10 protein-coding genes are annotated in these 16,043 nt (G+C 45.6%); 3 read left to right on the top strand and 7 right to left on the bottom strand.

Annotated features, from left to right (window positions below; translation table 11 throughout):
- Positions 1 to 42: 42 nt before the first annotated feature.
- A complete protein-coding gene (locus tag HMPREF1536_RS06555; protein ID WP_028727137.1) occupies positions 43 to 381 on the top strand; it encodes a hypothetical protein in 339 nt (112 codons plus the stop codon).
- Between the two features lie 128 nt (positions 382 to 509).
- Here the strand turns inward: HMPREF1536_RS06555 and rprY are convergent, their stop codons facing one another.
- On the bottom strand, positions 510 to 1,241 hold the full coding sequence (gene rprY, locus HMPREF1536_RS06550; RefSeq protein WP_005861388.1) for a response regulator transcription factor RprY: 732 nt from the start codon (positions 1,239 to 1,241) through the stop codon (positions 510 to 512).
- A gap of 2 nt (positions 1,242 to 1,243) precedes the next feature.
- The gene (locus tag HMPREF1536_RS06545) at positions 1,244 to 2,800 is read right to left on the bottom strand and encodes a sensor histidine kinase (protein WP_028727136.1); all 1,557 of its coding nucleotides are present in this window, start codon (positions 2,798 to 2,800) and stop codon (positions 1,244 to 1,246) included.
- Positions 2,801 to 3,256: 456 nt separating this feature from the next.
- Between HMPREF1536_RS06545 and HMPREF1536_RS06540 the strand changes: the two genes are divergently transcribed.
- Together HMPREF1536_RS06540 and HMPREF1536_RS06535 are read left to right on the top strand one after the other, a co-directional pair.
- Positions 3,257 to 4,084, top strand: a complete 828-nt coding sequence (locus tag HMPREF1536_RS06540) for a lyso-glycine lipid O-acyltransferase GlsA (protein WP_028727135.1) — start codon at positions 3,257 to 3,259, stop codon at positions 4,082 to 4,084.
- 11 nt (positions 4,085 to 4,095) lie between these two features.
- Positions 4,096 to 5,061 (top strand): glycine N(alpha)-acyltransferase GlsB, encoded by a 966-nt coding sequence (locus tag HMPREF1536_RS06535; RefSeq protein ID WP_028727134.1) that lies wholly within the window; start codon positions 4,096 to 4,098, stop codon positions 5,059 to 5,061.
- Positions 5,062 to 5,255: 194 nt separating this feature from the next.
- On the opposite strand, the gene HMPREF1536_RS06530 is transcribed toward HMPREF1536_RS06535, so the two are convergent.
- From HMPREF1536_RS06530 to gpmI, 5 genes are all read right to left on the bottom strand, one after another.
- The gene (locus HMPREF1536_RS06530) at positions 5,256 to 7,457 is read right to left on the bottom strand and encodes a DUF3987 domain-containing protein (RefSeq protein ID WP_028727133.1); all 2,202 of its coding nucleotides are present in this window, start codon (positions 7,455 to 7,457) and stop codon (positions 5,256 to 5,258) included.
- Between the two features lie 214 nt (positions 7,458 to 7,671).
- Entirely contained in the window at positions 7,672 to 8,052 is a 381-nt protein-coding gene (locus HMPREF1536_RS06525) for a hypothetical protein (RefSeq protein WP_028727132.1), read from the bottom strand.
- A 285-nt stretch (positions 8,053 to 8,337) separates the two neighbouring features.
- Positions 8,338 to 13,284 carry a DUF6383 domain-containing protein gene (locus HMPREF1536_RS06520; protein WP_028727131.1) on the bottom strand — a complete coding sequence of 1,649 codons (4,947 nt, stop codon included), beginning with the start codon at positions 13,282 to 13,284 and terminating at the stop codon, positions 8,338 to 8,340.
- A 548-nt stretch (positions 13,285 to 13,832) separates the two neighbouring features.
- Positions 13,833 to 14,429, bottom strand: coding sequence for a DUF3109 family protein (locus tag HMPREF1536_RS06515; protein ID WP_028727130.1), 597 nt, complete (start codon positions 14,427 to 14,429; stop codon positions 13,833 to 13,835).
- A complete protein-coding gene (gene gpmI / locus HMPREF1536_RS06510) occupies positions 14,430 to 15,953 on the bottom strand; it encodes a 2,3-bisphosphoglycerate-independent phosphoglycerate mutase (protein ID WP_028727129.1) in 1,524 nt (507 codons plus the stop codon). It lies immediately after the preceding gene.
- Positions 15,954 to 16,043 lie beyond the last annotated feature (90 nt).

Below are 16,043 nucleotides of genomic sequence, written 5' to 3'. Positions count from 1 at the left end.
AGGTAAATTAAGGTATTAGGTTTTTAAGGTAAAAAAGAAAGTATGAAAAAGATTGTTTTAATGGCGATGATCGCCACTAGCGCCGCATTTATGTCACAGATCCAGGCCCGGAACACACCGGATAATGTTGTAATGCAAACAGAGAAAGTCGATAAGTTCTATGAAATAGATATCACGGAGATTCCCCAGATCTTGCTGGAAGGGGTGAACAAGGTCTATCAGGATTGCCTGATCAAGTCGGTTTATGTGTCAAACAATAGCACGTATGTAAAATATAAGGTTGTCCTGCTGACCCGCGAGCAGAAAGAGTTGAAAGTCTATTTCGATGACAAAGGAAACGTAGTTAAAGAACACGGATATTTCGAGGGCGCAGCTATCTAAGTGTCCGACATCGTTTGAATTGATCTATAATAAGAAAGGCATTGCCCGCTCATTGAGCAGCAATGCCTTTCTTATTTCATCTTCCGGAGCCGGTCGGCTTATGGCTGACCAGCTTCGGGATTTGTTCATTAAAGTACCTGGATACCTTCTTCGCGGGCCTGTTCTTCTCCTGAAGGAGTGATCAGTTTGTAACCCTTACCGTGGATGTTGATGATTTCGATACCTGGATCATCTTTCAACAGTTTACGAAGTTTTGTGATATACACGTCCATACTACGGGCATTGAAGTAGTTGTCATCTACCCAGATTGTTTTCAGTGCATAGTTACGTTCCAGAATTTCATTTGCATGTGCACACAGAAGGCTCAGCAATTCACATTCTTTGGTAGTCAGCTTTGTTACTTTGTCGCCGATAGCCAGTGTTTGTTTCTGAGTATCGAACAAGAAATTACCAAGCTTGTAGAAAGGAATGTCTTTCATCTTCTTACCTTTCACACGGCGAAGGATCGCTTCGATACGAAGCAACAACTCTTCCATGCTGAACGGTTTTGTCAGATAGTCGTCTGCACCGATTTTGAATCCTTCCAGGATATCTTCCTTCATTGTCTTTGCAGTAAGGAAAATAATTGGAATATCAGGATTTATTGAACGGATCTCCTGTGCAAGAGTGAAACCGTCTTTTTTCGGCATCATCACGTCTAATACGCAAAGATCATATTTGCCTTTGGTGAAACCTTTGTAACCAGCTTCTCCATCAGAGAAGAGATCAGTTACATAACCTTTTGCCTGTAGGTATTCTCTTAATAGCATACCCAGGTTTTCGTCGTCTTCACAAAAGAAGATTTTCAGTTTTTCTTCCATAACTAACTTTTTATAAGAGGTAAAGTAATAATAAATTTTGTTCCAACATTTCCGGGACCGATCTCGGCACGGATCGTACCTTTATGGTCCTCGATAATTTTACGGACGTAGGCCAGTCCCAAGCCGAAACCTTTTACGTCGTGTACGTTTCCGGTAGGTACGCGGAAGAAGCGGTCGAACACTTTCTTAAGGTATTCTTTCTTGATCCCGATACCATTATCTTCAACAGCAATCAACAGTTTCCCGTTGTTATCGTTCCAAGTTCTAACCATCAATGTAAGCGGCACTTCCGGGCGGCGGTATTTCACTGCGTTGTCCATCAGATTGAACAGTACATTGGTGATATGCATTTCATCTACATAGATGGACGAGTCCGTTGCCTGTAAGTCAATGTCGAGTGAGCCATCATACTTTTCTACTTTCAGGACGAAGGTGTTCGCTACACTGATCACCAGATCGTTTGCATCTACTTCTTTCAGTTTAAGTGCAGCTTTCTGCCGTTCGAACAACGACATCTGAAGCACTTTTTCTACCAGGAAGCCCAGTCGCTTCGTTTCATCATTGATAACTCCTGATATGTGTTTGAACACGTCGGGGCTCTTGGTAATATCCGAATCTTTCAACATCTGTGCCGCAAGGGAGATCGTAGAAACCGGAGTTTTCAGCTCGTGCGTCATATTGTTGATAAAGTCGTTCTTCATTTCTGACAGTCTCTTCTGGCGGAATACTATATATATGGTAAAGACGAACGTTACCAAAAGTATCAGCGAGAAGACGACAGACGGTACAATAAATGTTACAGAACTTGAAATATAATCACCCTTTGTCGGGAAATATACCTTCAGATAATTCTGCTTCGAGGGAGGATCGTTCGGGAACAATACATACGTAATGATATCAGACGCAATAGGTTCCTTCTTTATTTCCCCACTCTGGTACACTGTTTTACCATCTTTGTTAATAACAAGAAATATGAACGGCAAGTTCAAACCGTTGTTAATAAATTCTGTTTTTAAGTAATTATTCAGTTTCTTAAAATCCACCCGCTCCTGAATAGGCTTAAGGTTTGGCGTGTATAACATACTATACACGACCTCTTTCATCAAAGCATCCTGATATTGAAAACGGCGCTTCAATGTTTTCTGCAAATCCTGCGAAGTACTGACAATGTTGTTGGATGCCTGTTTCTTATCCAGCGACGACAGCGGTTCGAATTTCTGGCTGAAACTGTGCAACTGCTCTATATGCAGGATATTTCCGTTGGCATCCTGTATCTGTAATTTCTGCTGGCTGATTGTCTGGGCAAGATTCTTCTGTGCATCCTGGCTGTTTTGCAGATACTCATTCTCATCACGCTTGATATCCTCTTCGAGATATTTACGTGTTTCGTCGAGCTCCAGGTTTTTTGATACCTGATGCAGGCTTCTTTTTACTGTTTCGTTGAATTGCTCGCTACTTTTTTTGAGTATGATGCTCACGTACTTAACCTGAAGGAAAAGCAAGCCGGCAAATGCAAATGCCATTACAATAGCGAGTAACCAAATAGTCGATTTCCTCATTCGAAATACTTTCTCTTTTTAACAGAACAAATAACGCTCATTTTAGTTTAATATTCACACAAAAAAGGTAAAAAACGTAGGCTTATTATGTTAAATATAGTTTGCCTGTCCACCTGTTATTTTGTATATCCCTTTTGAAAACAGTGCTTTAGCCTTATATTCTCCTTCCGAAAGGAATAGTTGTAGCTTCGTTCTTGTGTATAAAAACATAATTATTGATTATTTTGTTTCAACTTATGCAAAAAATATGAATTTGCCGGAGGCGGATACGGACTCATATTCGGGCATACGGAAAAGGTATAATATATATGTATAACGGACGCAACTACCGATTTATTTTATATCCGGGCTAACGAACGGTAACAGAAGAAATTGAAACTTCTTAAAAACTTTTGCCGAATGCATTCAGTTTTAATTATTAGCTATATCTTTGTCACCTGACAAGAGTTATGTAGCATGGCACAAGAAGGTATTACACAAATTGATGTAAAACAGGTATTGCAACAGAAGGCTCCCTCGGTGGCCGGCAAAATTCCCGGTTTTATTGTCAATTATCTGATCCGTACCATTCACCAGGATGAATTGAATGATATCCTTACGCGGTATCATGATAAGGATGGGGTTGATTTTATGAAGGAACTGATCGGTTACTTTGATCTGACCCTGGAACTGGTGAATGAAGAAAATATTCCTGCGGAAGGACGCTATATCTTTGCATCCAATCATCCGCTGGGAGGACTGGACGGTATCTGCCTGTCGGCAGTGATCGGCCAGCATTATAACGGAAAGATCCGCTATCTGGTAAACGACCTGTTACTCTACCTGTCTAATTTAAGATCCATTTTTGTCCCCATCAATAAGCACGGTGCACAGGGAAAGAACAATGCCCGGTTGATCGATGAAGCATATGCTTTGGATAATCAGATCGTGACGTTCCCGGCTGGTCTTTGTTCCCGTAAGATAGACGGGAAGATACAAGATCCCGAGTGGAAGAAATCGTTTATCCAGAAGGCCGTCGAACATAAACGGGATGTCGTTCCGGTTTATTTCGAAGGAAGGAACTCCAATTTCTTCTATCGGTTGGCTAATCTGCGTAAGGCGCTGGGGATTAAAATGAACTATGAAATGCTTTATCTGCCGGACGAAATGTTTCGGTGCAAACATAAAACGTTCCGTATCCATTTCGGGGAGCCTATTCCGTGGCAGACCTTCGACACAAGTAAGAAGCCGGGCGAATGGGCCGAATGGGTAAGAACACTTGTTTATAATCTCAGGAAATCATAGACTCTATTTATATGCAAGACATTATTAAACCGATTGATCGTGCAATCCTTAAGGCGGAACTGACGAAAGAGAAGAAGCTCCGCAGCACGAATAAATCAAACAATGAAATATATATTGTAACCGCCCATGACTCGCCTAATGTAATGCAGGAAATCGGGCGTTTGCGTGAAATCGCATTTCGTTATTATGGCGGGGGAACCGGCTTTCCGGTAGATATCGACGAGTTCGATACGATGGAGGATGCCTATCGTCAGTTGATCGTCTGGAGTCCGGAAGATGAACAGATACTGGGAGGTTATCGTTTCCTTTGCGGTTCGGATGTCAAGTTCGATGAGAACGGTAAGCCGATGCTGGCTACTTCACACCTGTTTAACTTCTCTGAAAAGTTCAATAAAGAATTCCTTCCTTATACGGTCGAGTTGGGCCGCTCTTTTGTTACTTTGGAATATCAGTCTACGCGTGCCGGTGCAAAAGGTTTGTTCGTGCTGGATAATTTGTGGGACGGACTGGGCGCCTTGTCGGTCGTCGATCCGAGCCTGCAGTATTATTTCGGGAAAGTAACGATGTATAATACCTATAATACGGAAGCCCGCAACATGATCCTTTATTTCCTGGGTATGCATTTCCCAGATGCGGATAGGCTGGTGACACCTGTCTACCCGCTGCAGACGGATATGGATCTGGAGAAAATGAAGGCTTTATTCCGGTATGATAATTTCAAGGATAATTACAAGGTGCTGAACCAGGAAGTACGTAAGTTCGGTATCAACGTGCCGCCGCTGGTAAATGCCTACATGAGCCTTTCTCCAAAGATGCGCGTATTCGGTACGGCTATCAACCACGAGTTCGGGGATGTGGAAGAAACTGGTATCCTGATCGCCATCAATGAAATTCTTGAAGATAAGAAGAAACGTCATATCGAAACCTACCTAAAAGAAGAAGGACAAACAGCCGACCTGATCCGGAAAGCGGAATAAGTCGGGCAGCCGGAAGCTATCTTCCGATCTTCTACATTACACATACGTATGTGACGTACAAATTATCTACCCTATACCCTGCTTCCTGATACCCTATAACGTATCGCTTTCCACCTTATAGGGTGTCGGGCGACAGGTTATAGGGTAAAATGTAGGGAAACGGAAGGTAATAAACATTGCGGCACTTACGGCATTTACGGCATCCCCTCTGTTTTGCGGTAGACGCCACGCGACAGGCGGGTGATGAAGGCCGGTTGCAGGCGCGAGAGATAACGGCGCACGGCCCGTTCGCCGATCCCTGCCGACTGGCAAAGCGGGTAGAGATCCGATAAGGTGAACTGCTCCGGCAAACTGTTGAATATCTTCCGGAAATTGTCCGGGCAACTCAGTTCGGGCGTCTCGGTATCCACCTGCAACTGCGTCATCAACAGACGACTATGCTCGATACAGACCCCGGTGATCGCCATCGCCGCCCGGAAATGACAGTCACTGCAGAAACGTTCGTCCACCCCGTAATCGAGGCCGGCCACATCGAGAGCGGTAAAGATCATACAAAGGCGGAACGTGATTAGCCCGTAACGCTTCACCACACTCAGGAAATCATCGCTGCCAAACACATCCGACTCGCCCAGCAGACGGCCGAAATGACGGTTCAGCTCTTCCCACTGCCGCGCGGTGAGGCGTACCTGCAAACGACGTTTACGCAATAGCTCGGCGGCATCGGCCATCCTTTCGGAAAGACTGTCCAGATGAGACTCGAAATCTTCCGTATCTTCCGTGGGCGACACATCCTGCCAGACAGCCTTACTGCGGCAGGTGTAGAGCAACAGGCGGCTCACCAGTCCGTTCTCCGTATCAGGTATCAGGCGCGGAAACTGTCCCGGTGTCCCGGCCAGCAGCACGGCCAGACGGGGACGGGGGATACGGATCATTTCATTATCCGTCTTACGCGACGAAGCTACCGGCTCATGGTGGAACGCCTTGCGCAGCAGGTCGTCGAACTGTCCGTAATCCTGTCGCGAGGCGCTGATCAGGGTATCGATCTCGCTGTCGACCATCAGGCCGCCTGTTTCGCCGTTGTCGGCCAGATGCACCAATAGCTTGGCTTTCGTTATCTGGGTAGGGATCAGGAAGTAGCAGGTAGACTCTTTCAGCGGGGCTTCCGCTATCTGTACCGCTTTGCCTTTCCGGTGGGCAGTCGTCTTTTTCAGTTCCCACTCTTCTTGTGCCTGCCGGTAAGCCTCTTCTTTCCGCTTCGTCTCGATCTCGATCAGCGAAGCATACCGGTCGGCCAGGCGGCGCATATCGTTGATACACCCTTTGCCGTTGGCCGCCGGAGCCACCTCGACGGTAAAGAGGTGGGGATAGACACGTTTTTTGTTATACACGCCCCAGACCCCCGGCAAACAGGCACTGGCTACGGTGCAGGCTGCCAGCAAGGCCATGTCGCGTTCGCGCGGATCGGTATAGAAACGAATGGCCTCACCCAGGAGCGACGGCAGATGGTCTGTCAGGTCGGCGGGCAGGAGAGGGGTCGATTCGCGTAGCTCTTCTCCCGAAACGACGGGCGATGCCGTAAGTGCCGCTTCTGGCCGTAACGCGGGTAGGCGGGAAGATCGCTCGTCGCTATTTCCCTGGTAAGCAGACGATAATGCCAGACGGATCTCTTCTTCCGTAAAGTCGGGGGCGGTTAACAGGGCGGCGCAAAAAGTGGCTGTCTCGTCGCAGCCGAAGCCCCGGCGGTTGGCCTCGCAGCCGAGGCGGTAGACTGTCTGGTTACGGTTGCCCTCGAGGGCCGGATGGTTGCGCAGCCAATCGTGAACAAACACTTGTGCCGGGGCGATGGCGGAAGGGGAGAAAACCTCGGCTTCGGGGTTGTAGTAAGCTTCCGGATCATAGCTTACGTAACAGCAACGGCTGATGTCTTTGCAGGCACGGTCGCAGAACAATCCCGCCAGTTGCTCGTAGCAGGCAGCCACTGCCGCGAAGGTGGCAGGGTGTTCTCCACCACCGGTATCGACGGCAACGAATACTTTCAACCCCTGTCCGCCGGGACTGACGAAGAGGGCTAGCGTGGTAGCCAGTCCGCGCAACCGGGCAGCCAACCCCGAAGGGTTGGCTACATGGTCGAAATCGAGTCCTGCGATCTGCGAGTAAGCTTCCAGCTGGTTAGCCCGGTGGCCGCCCTTGAAGAGTCCCGAGGGTGTGAACCCCGGCAGCTGCTTCTTTTGTTCCCGGGCTCCTTCCCGGTCGCCTGCCGACAATGCGGCGCGGTAGGCAACGATCAGGTACTCCCAGCGGCGGCTACGGATCAGGATAATGATTTCTTCCAGCGTGTAGGCTTTGGAAGGCGGCAGGTAAAGCCGCTCGAAAAAAGAAATGGCGGGTGCATTCATAATGTCTTAATTTAATGGTTATACAACTTATTGGCTGATACACAAAGCTACTGTTTCCGCTCTTGATTGTCAAGCATAGGAAGCGACCACCCGGCCGTTGCCGCGGGAGAAGCCGGAAGGTGTGGAAAGGTGCCTGAAGGTACCTGACAGCATCCCGACTCCCCGATGGCGGTGGCCAGGGTGGTCGTTTCTTCTGCGGGGAGTGGGAAAATATTTATTTACCCAGTTTCCGGTGCTTGTCCGCCATGTAATAATAGCGGGCGACGGTGGCTTCGGCAACTTCGAAACCGAAGATATCGCAAAACAGTCCGAACAGTCGCCCGTCGTGTGTGCAGCCGGGACAGTTCTTCAGCGAATGGTCGATATCCTTCAGTGCGAAGCTGAGGGAAATATAGATCGCCTGGGGCACATGCTGCTTGTCTTCGGGATAGATAACAGCGGCTCCCAGTTTTTTTCGGAGCAGGGACTTGCCATGTTTCAATCTCCGTTCGTTTCTGCGCGACAGCTTGCCGCACTCGTCTTTCATCCGGCGCAGACGTTCGATCTCGCCGGCCAGAGCATCCAATGTGAGGGATGCCAATGTGAGGGATGCCAATGAGGGCTCTTTTTTTTCATCTTGATGATTATTTTAAATATGTAATATGCAGATGGGGATAGTAGATGGTTTAGTTCATCCTAACAACGAAGCCCCGGAGAACGAATTCCCCGGGGCTTGTTTTTGTCTGTTTTTGCTCTTCACAGAGATCGAACAGAAGAACTTTATTTCATTACTTTAGTATTAATACGACTGCTTGTTCGCCCTCACGGGGTAATTAGTTGATTCTTGTATAGGGCATCAACCGCGCAGTCAAATTTAAATTTATTGATTATAAATAGTTACTTATTTTACGATTGCTTTTACAGCTGCTTCACCTTCTACGGCTACTACTACGATACCTGCAGGAGCAGAGATAGTAGCGTTGTCGGAAGAAAGAACTGTGCTGGCAATTGTCTGACCAAGAACGTTGCTGATAGTAACTTTCTTACCTGCTGCACCGTTGATGATAACTTTACCTTCAGAAGCAATTACGCTGATAGAAGAAACTGTTACATCTTCGTTGGCAACCGGGTTACGTTTAACGTTTTCTTCGATACCGAATACATCACCGTTTTCGTAACCATTTGTTACTACAACTGTTCCGTTGATCCATTTCAGGTAACCTTCGTCACTTACTGTACCTACACCATTTGCATAAGCTTTAGCGAACTCTTCTGCTGTTTCATAGCTCTTGTTGTCGCCCAGGTAAGACTTGAACTGAGTCTGGATCTTGAATGTCTTAGCATCGCTATCTACATAACGGAAGGCGAACTTAGCTACATTGAATGCAGGATCAGTCATACCGATCTTAACTGTTTCGCCACCCTGACGAGTAACATACAGTGTATCGTTTGTATGGAAACCTTCTACGAATGATAACTTAGCCAACTTTTCACCGGCTTCGTTTTCATTTACATACCAGTTGTTATGGATATGATTTACACCATATACGTTAGCTGTGTCGATCAGGTTCACCAGGAAGCGACCGTAAACTGTATCGATGCCACCGATGATAGGATCGTGACCCGGTATTTCGCAGTTTTCAGTGTGCAGGCCGAATGAAGGATTAACAGCCAGTAAGTACTGGTAAGTAGTGTTCAATACGCCATCAGCATCCCAACGGTTGATGTAAGCTGTATCAGCAAAGATAGCCGGGTTTACACTGAACTGGTTCGTGTTGTCGATGTTCAGGAAGCTCAATGTATCTTTTTCTACAACAGACTTAGCGTCACGTTTTTCATACAATACCTGTGAGTTGTTTTCGTTGCGGAACAAGCTGATAGTATCACCCCATTCGATAGCGATCTTGTGATATTCAGATGCATCGGCAGCTTCTACCACCATGACAGAGTTGTTGTCGGCAGCATATGTCTGCATACGTTCCAAAGAACCGTTTTCAGCACTGTTGGCCAGATACATTTTGTCTGCACTTAAAACAGCTTCTTCTTCAGTACCTGAGATTTCAACGAAGTTGTAACCGTTCGGTTTAACCTTCAAAGCGAAACGTTTAGCTTTCTGAGTTTCGTTATCCTTATTTGTTTCGTCGCAAGCATAGAAGTTGAACTTCGGAGTTGCATCGAATGTTACGAACTCGCGGTTAGACACTTTCTGGAAAGCATACGGAAGGATAGCCAATGTATCTCTCTTAATCTTCTTTGCATCGCTTTCCCAACCATTACCATCTTTATTCAGTGTTGCAAACGCAGTGATAACATATACAGTATCCACTTTTGTATACTTCTTATTATCGTCTTGTTTCATACCGAAGTGCAGTTTCCACTTGTCAGCCTTTGTCTGATCAGCAACGGCACCGATCTGGTGGCTGTTCTCGTGATTTTCTACAAAGTAAGCATTGTGGTTACCACCGATAGCATGATACTGACCTAAGAAGTAGTTATTGCTTCTCAACGTATTTTCAGTTGTCTGCATATAACCCTGGAAGTTGTCCTTCTTAACTGATTCTGTCAGGTAAACGATGTCGTTGTTATCACCCTTCAGGTTAGATTCAGAAGTAGAAGCAGAACCTGCAGTCGGAGTAATATATACTTCGAACTTATTGCCATCACGCAGACGCAACTGAATACCAGTGATCTTAACAGCCGGATTTTCACGGTTTGTCAATGTGAATGTATTTGTACCCAAATTAGCTTCAGTTACCATCCACTGTGCTTCAGGAGCAGATTCGGCTACTGTGCTTGATGCTACGTAGTCGGCTACGGATGTGATAGAAGTTGGATCCCACTTGCTAGTACTCTTATTCCATACATATTCCAAACCTTCCTTATCGTAAGTAACAGCTACAATACCGTTCAGCTTATAAGCTTCATCATCAGCATTTGCATTTACTTTCGTATCAGCATAAGAGATGTTCCACAGTTTGCCTAGCAAATTCTTAACCGGATAGACATTGTCGCTACCTAATTTGATATACGGCAATTTAGTCAGGTCGGTTACTTTTATAACAGAGGTCAGATAGAATTTCTTATCTACTTCCAACACTGAAACAGTATAGTCGCCAACCATCATCTTAGCGATAACATCTGTTGAAGGATTGCTCAGGTCATACATGAATTTGAATGTATTTACATAATTCTTATCACCATCCTGATCTTTATCATATTCTTTCTTGGTAACCCATGCAAATGCACCGACAGCATTGTCGCCGGAGATTTTAGCTTTGTTCAATACCAACATCTTGGCTGCAGCATCCTTAGCATCTTTGTTATCCCAAAGAACATACGTGCTGTTTCCGGCCTGAGTTTCTTTCTGATACATCTTACCGCTGAAGATATTGCTGTTTTCGATAACGTCTTTGCTATCTTTTTCGATTGCAATAGTCATTTCGAAGCCCGGATTCAGGATAGCATCCAGTTGATCGTTAATAACAAGAGCCATAGGAGCTTCGTAGAAACCGATAACGGCGTTTTTAGCACCAGGAACATTTGAAGCTTCGCCGTCTGCAGTGATAACACCTGTCTTGTGAGACAAAGTAAAGCCCTGACCTTCATACTTAACACCACCGGTCAGTTGAGCCGTACCGTCAGACATAGTCCATTGGATAGCTTTGCCACCCTTCATTTGCAAGCTGGTGAATGTATAATAATAAGCAATGCTATTATCATTTGTTTCACTTACTTTCCACAAGTAGCCTTTGTAATCAGAACCATCGAATGCTTCTGTTGAAACAGTTCCGTCAGGAGCAGCATACAGATATTCCATAGTATTGTCAGCCTGTTGTACGCCAACCAAAGCATAACCAGAAGGTACGCTTGTATACAACTTCTGTTCGTTAGACTTCTGAGTTCCGCCAATTACGATACCATCTGATGTATTTACTACATCTGTAATATCCATTGATGTGGTAGATACATACAGTCCGCCTGTAGTTTCTATATCACCAAACTGAATAGCACCACCGGCTGCTATTGTAACCTCCGGAGCGTCTTTCACAGGGGCTGTTTTAAATGTTACTTCACCTCCTGCTTTTGATGAAAGAGATTTCGGAGTAGGAGCATTTTCAGCAACTAATGCCACCGGCTTGCCTGCGCGTTCAGAAGCGACAGAGATCAGTTTGCTACCTTCCAGTTTCCATGAAGCACTTGCCGACTGAGCAGCAGTAGGTTCTGCGTCTTTAATCTCCTCTTTACCTGTTGCAAGAGCGAATGTACCATCCTTTTCTACTACTACAGAAAGATAAGTATTGCCATTCTTGAAATAGAAAGGAGCAGCAACAGTAAGTTTGCCGGCTGCGTCTACTGTAACAGCAGTTACCTGACCGTTTGCATCAACCGTAGCATTATCCAAGCCAGGAAGATTATCGGCAGGAGTGGCATATTTAGCAGCAACGGTAGCGACTGTTCCTGTTACGTTTTCAGATTCACCGTCTGTAGTTTTTAAAGTAGAAAGAACCAGGCTAGGAGCATTATTATCGTTTTCAATCACTTGACCCACTGCGCTATACAGATATACTTTTTCTGCAGCAGTAGGTTCCTCAGTAGAGCAGAGAAGACCTTCTTCTGTCTTCTTCAACCATACATTCTCACCCAGTTTGATAGCGTAATCTGCTCCAAAAGCAATAGCAGTACCCGTTACTCCTAAAGTAGGAGCCTGGTTATTTTCAGCAACAACTAATTCTGCACCGGATGTAGCCAGAAGCTTAGTAGAGGCGATTGACCACTTTCCTTGGCCTGCTTCGCTCAGTGTTGTGCTTGTCAAGTTCTCCCATCCATTTAAAGCAGCAGGTTTAGCAGCGTTGTATTTGAGGACTGACTGGCCGCTAACATTTGAAACATCTTCTGCATGAAACAAGATTACCTCTGCCGCTTTGGCTGCATTTAGCACTGTCGTGTTTGAAGCCAGTACTTCTGTTAGATAAACAGGCTGGGAGCCTTTGCTACTCTCTGCAGTAAATTCAGTACCATCCAGATTTAACCAATACTCACCTATTTTGACCGCATACCCATTTCCTTCATCAAAAGTGATTTTAGAATCATTTTGCTGATCTGCTATATCCTCAATTGTCAGTGTTCCAGAGCCATTATGCTTTAAGAACTTTCCATCTGCAAACTTAAGGTAGTAGCCACCAGTTCCCGACGTAAGAGTACATTTATACTCTTTCGCATTAGCATCCTGAATAGAAAGGCCTGTTACTCCGACATTACCATCTGGTTCAGCAGCCTTCCAATTCAGCACCTGGCTTTCCGTAGTTAATGGAACCACATCCTTAGTAGGAACGATAGTACCTAAAGCTAATCCATCCTCTGTCTTTGCTTCAGTTACAGGAGTTTTTGCTGCTACAAACAAACCAGCAGCCGCAACCTCACTACCTGCAGCCTGTAAAGAAAGAACGCCATCAGCAATAGACAATACTTTGCCGTCAGCTGCTGTTAACTTGCCCGTAGTTTCATCCAGCGTAAATGCCAAAGCACCTTCAGCTTTAGCCTGCATAACTAAATTACCCTTAGCATCGGCTGCTAAAAAATAAGTAGCCTCTTCACTAGCAGCAGCAGTCAGGTTATAAGTGCTACCACCGTCAACCTGAACCATCTTCCAAATGCAAGAGGTTCCCTCATTAAATGTTTCGCTAGCGAATGTATAGCCCGTAAATTCGCCAGCTTCATTAGTCTGAGCTACCGCCGTCACATACTTAGCTACCCCGTCACCTGCAGGAAGGATCATTGCGTCTACAGCGTAGAACAATCCACCCGAAGCTAACAGTGCAGCTACTAACGTAGAAAACTTTTTGTTCATAATTCTTTAATTTAATATTAATAATAGTGTTTCTAAAAAGCCTGTTCGGAAAGGAAGGCTTAGTGTTGTCAAACGTTAAATGACTAGCTAAAACGTTCCTTTTTTCTAGTCATTTTTTCGGGGGTCGATTGCTTTCGTGTAAAAAAGGGGGAATTTTATACTAACTTTGCTATCCGGTTGATAAGAAAGCACATAGATTAGGTAAAATAATTTGGAAAAGGATTGCAGATTCAAAATTAAGCCATACCTTTGTATGACTAAAAAAAAGGAACGATTTATCTAGTCAGTCCTATATCGTCATCTATCCTTTATTATTCAACAGATTACTCCCTGTATTCGATTCCCCCTATTTATATATATATATGTACCCGCGCGCGTTACCTAATATCCTGTGTATCAGCATCCGTTTTTTCAGGTTTTCGCGGGGAATTGTTAAAGGGTCGTTTTTGGTGGGTTTTCAGGAAGAGAAACAGGGGATTTGCAGCTACAAAAAAAGGCCGTCGTTTGGTAACGACAGCCCTTTGATTATCACTTTATGAGAAAGAGTATTACAGTTCGCCTGCTTCTTCCTCTTTCTGCTTTATCCATTCTTCGGCAACAAGGGAGAGTTCCTCATACCATTTTTGTCCGAACTTACGGATAAGCGGCTCCTTCAGGAATTTATATAAAGGAAGTGCTTCTTTCCGGCCTAGCAGTTCGGCTGCTTTGCATATTTTCCAACGGTCGTAGTTGACGGCGCGGAAGTCTTTGTACTGGGCAACGCGCACCGGATAAAGGTGGCAGGATACCGGTTTGTAGAAAGACAGTTTCCCCGCGCGGTAGGCCTTTTCGATGGCGCACTTGCAGGTGCCGTCGCTGTCGTAGCAGGTGAAAACACAATCCTTGCCGTTGACGATAGAGGTCACGATGTCGCCCTCGCAATCGATATAGGCTACTCCCTGTTTGTTTATTATTGCCTGCGCCTCGGGTGAGAGGTCGTCCCAAATGATGGGGAGCGCCTTTTCGAGTTGGGCTATTTCGCTTTTGTCGAGCGGTGCACCGGAATCACCTTCTACGCAACAGACGCCCTTACACTGAGCAAGGTCGCAAAGAAAATAAGCCTCGATCAGATCGAGGCTTACCAATGTATCGCCTATTTGAATCATTTACTTAATCAGAGATTTTCCTGTCATTTCTTTCGGTTGCTTCAATCCCATGATGTGAAGGATGGAAGGAGCAACGTCAGCCAGGATACCGTCTTCTACTTTAGCATCTTTGTTGGCTGTTACGTATACGAAAGGAACAGGGTTCAAAGAGTGAGCCGTGTTAGGGGTGCCGTCTTCGTTCAATGCGTGGTCGGCATTACCGTGGTCGGCGATGATGATCACTTCGTAATCGTTAGCCTTGGCAGCTTCAACGGTGTCGTTCAGGCAAGCGTCGATGGTTACGACCGCTTTCTCGATAGCCGAGTAGATACCGGTGTGGCCTACCATGTCGCCGTTGGCATAGTTACAAACGATATAGTCGTATTTCTTGGTGTAGATCGCTTCAACCAGTTTGTCTTTTACTTCGAATGCACTCATTTCCGGTTTCAGGTCGTAAGTAGCTACTTTCGGAGACGGAACCAGGATACGGTCTTCGCCATCGAACGGAGTTTCGCGTCCACCGTTGAAGAAGAAAGTAACGTGTGCATACTTTTCTGTTTCGGCAATGTGGAGCTGAGTCTTACCGACAGAGGCAAGGAATTCGCCCAATGTGTTTTCTACATTGTCTTTGTCGAACAGGATGTGAACACCCTTGAAGCTTGCATCGTACGGAGTCATACAGAAATACTGCAGGTTAGGAATAGTCTTCATTCCAGCTTCCGGCATATCCTGCTGAGTCAGAACGACTGTCAGTTCTTTCGCACGGTCGTTGCGGTAGTTGAAGAAGATAACCACGTCGCCTTCTTCGATAGTAGCTACCGGCTTGCCGTTTTCCACGTGTACGATCGGTTTGATGAATTCGTCGGTTACGCCTTCTGCGTATGATTCTTCCATAGCTGTAACCATGCATTCTGCCGGTTTGCCTGTACCGTTCACGATCAGGTCGTATGCTTCTTTCACACGTTCCCAGCGTTTGTCACGATCCATTGCATAATAACGGCCGATGATAGAAGCGATCTTGCCGCTGCTTGCTTTCAGGTGGTTTTCCAGTTGTTCGATGAAACCTTTACCGCTCTTCGGGTCGGTATCGCGACCGTCCATAAAGCAATGAACGTATGCTTTGTCGATTCCGTATTCCTTAGCGATATCAGTCAGTTTGAACAAATGTTCCAGTGAGCTGTGAACGCCACCGTCTGAAACCAGCCCCATGAAATGGATCTGTTTGTTGTTTTCTTTCGCGTAGCTGTAAGCACGTTTGATTTCCGGATTGTCGAGGATAGTGTTCTGACGACATGCGATATTGATCTTCACCAGATCCTGATAAACGATGCGGCCTGCACCGATGTTCAGGTGGCCAACTTCCGAGTTACCCATCTGTCCGTCAGGTAAACCGACGTTTTCGCCGGAAGCCTGCAACTGAGAGTTAGGATAGGTTGCCAACAGTGAATCCCAGTAAGGGGTAGGAGTGTTGTAGATTACATCATCTTTACCACGGTCGCCGATACCCCAGCCGTCGCAGATTAATAAAAGTGCTTTCTTGCTCATGATTGCCTTATTTATATAGTTTATACTTATTAAATATCTAATACCGGGCGCAAAGATAAGCATTTCTACCGTAATATTATTTCCCTTTAA

It is taken from the genome of Parabacteroides gordonii MS-1 = DSM 23371, from assembly GCF_000969825.1.
In the GTDB taxonomy this organism is placed as follows: Bacteria; Bacteroidota; Bacteroidia; order Bacteroidales; family Tannerellaceae; genus Parabacteroides; species Parabacteroides gordonii.
This window is presented reverse-complemented; position numbering and strand designations above follow the sequence as displayed.

Bases quoted from the DNA above. Each gene is read 5' to 3' on its own strand.
- HMPREF1536_RS06555 (WP_028727137.1), top strand. From the start codon at position 43: ATGAAAAAGATTGTTTTAATGGCGATGATCGCCACTAGCGCCGCATTT.
- rprY (WP_005861388.1), bottom strand. From the start codon at position 1,241: ATGGAAGAAAAACTGAAAATCTTCTTTTGTGAAGACGACGAAAACCTG.
- HMPREF1536_RS06545 (WP_028727136.1), bottom strand. From the start codon at position 2,800: ATGAGGAAATCGACTATTTGGTTACTCGCTATTGTAATGGCATTTGCA.
- HMPREF1536_RS06540 (WP_028727135.1), top strand. From the start codon at position 3,257: ATGGCACAAGAAGGTATTACACAAATTGATGTAAAACAGGTATTGCAA.
- HMPREF1536_RS06535 (WP_028727134.1), top strand. From the start codon at position 4,096: ATGCAAGACATTATTAAACCGATTGATCGTGCAATCCTTAAGGCGGAA.
- HMPREF1536_RS06530 (WP_028727133.1), bottom strand. From the start codon at position 7,457: ATGAATGCACCCGCCATTTCTTTTTTCGAGCGGCTTTACCTGCCGCCT.
- HMPREF1536_RS06520 (WP_028727131.1), bottom strand. From the start codon at position 13,284: ATGAACAAAAAGTTTTCTACGTTAGTAGCTGCACTGTTAGCTTCGGGT.
- HMPREF1536_RS06515 (WP_028727130.1), bottom strand. From the start codon at position 14,429: ATGATTCAAATAGGCGATACATTGGTAAGCCTCGATCTGATCGAGGCT.
- gpmI (WP_028727129.1), bottom strand. From the start codon at position 15,953: ATGAGCAAGAAAGCACTTTTATTAATCTGCGACGGCTGGGGTATCGGC.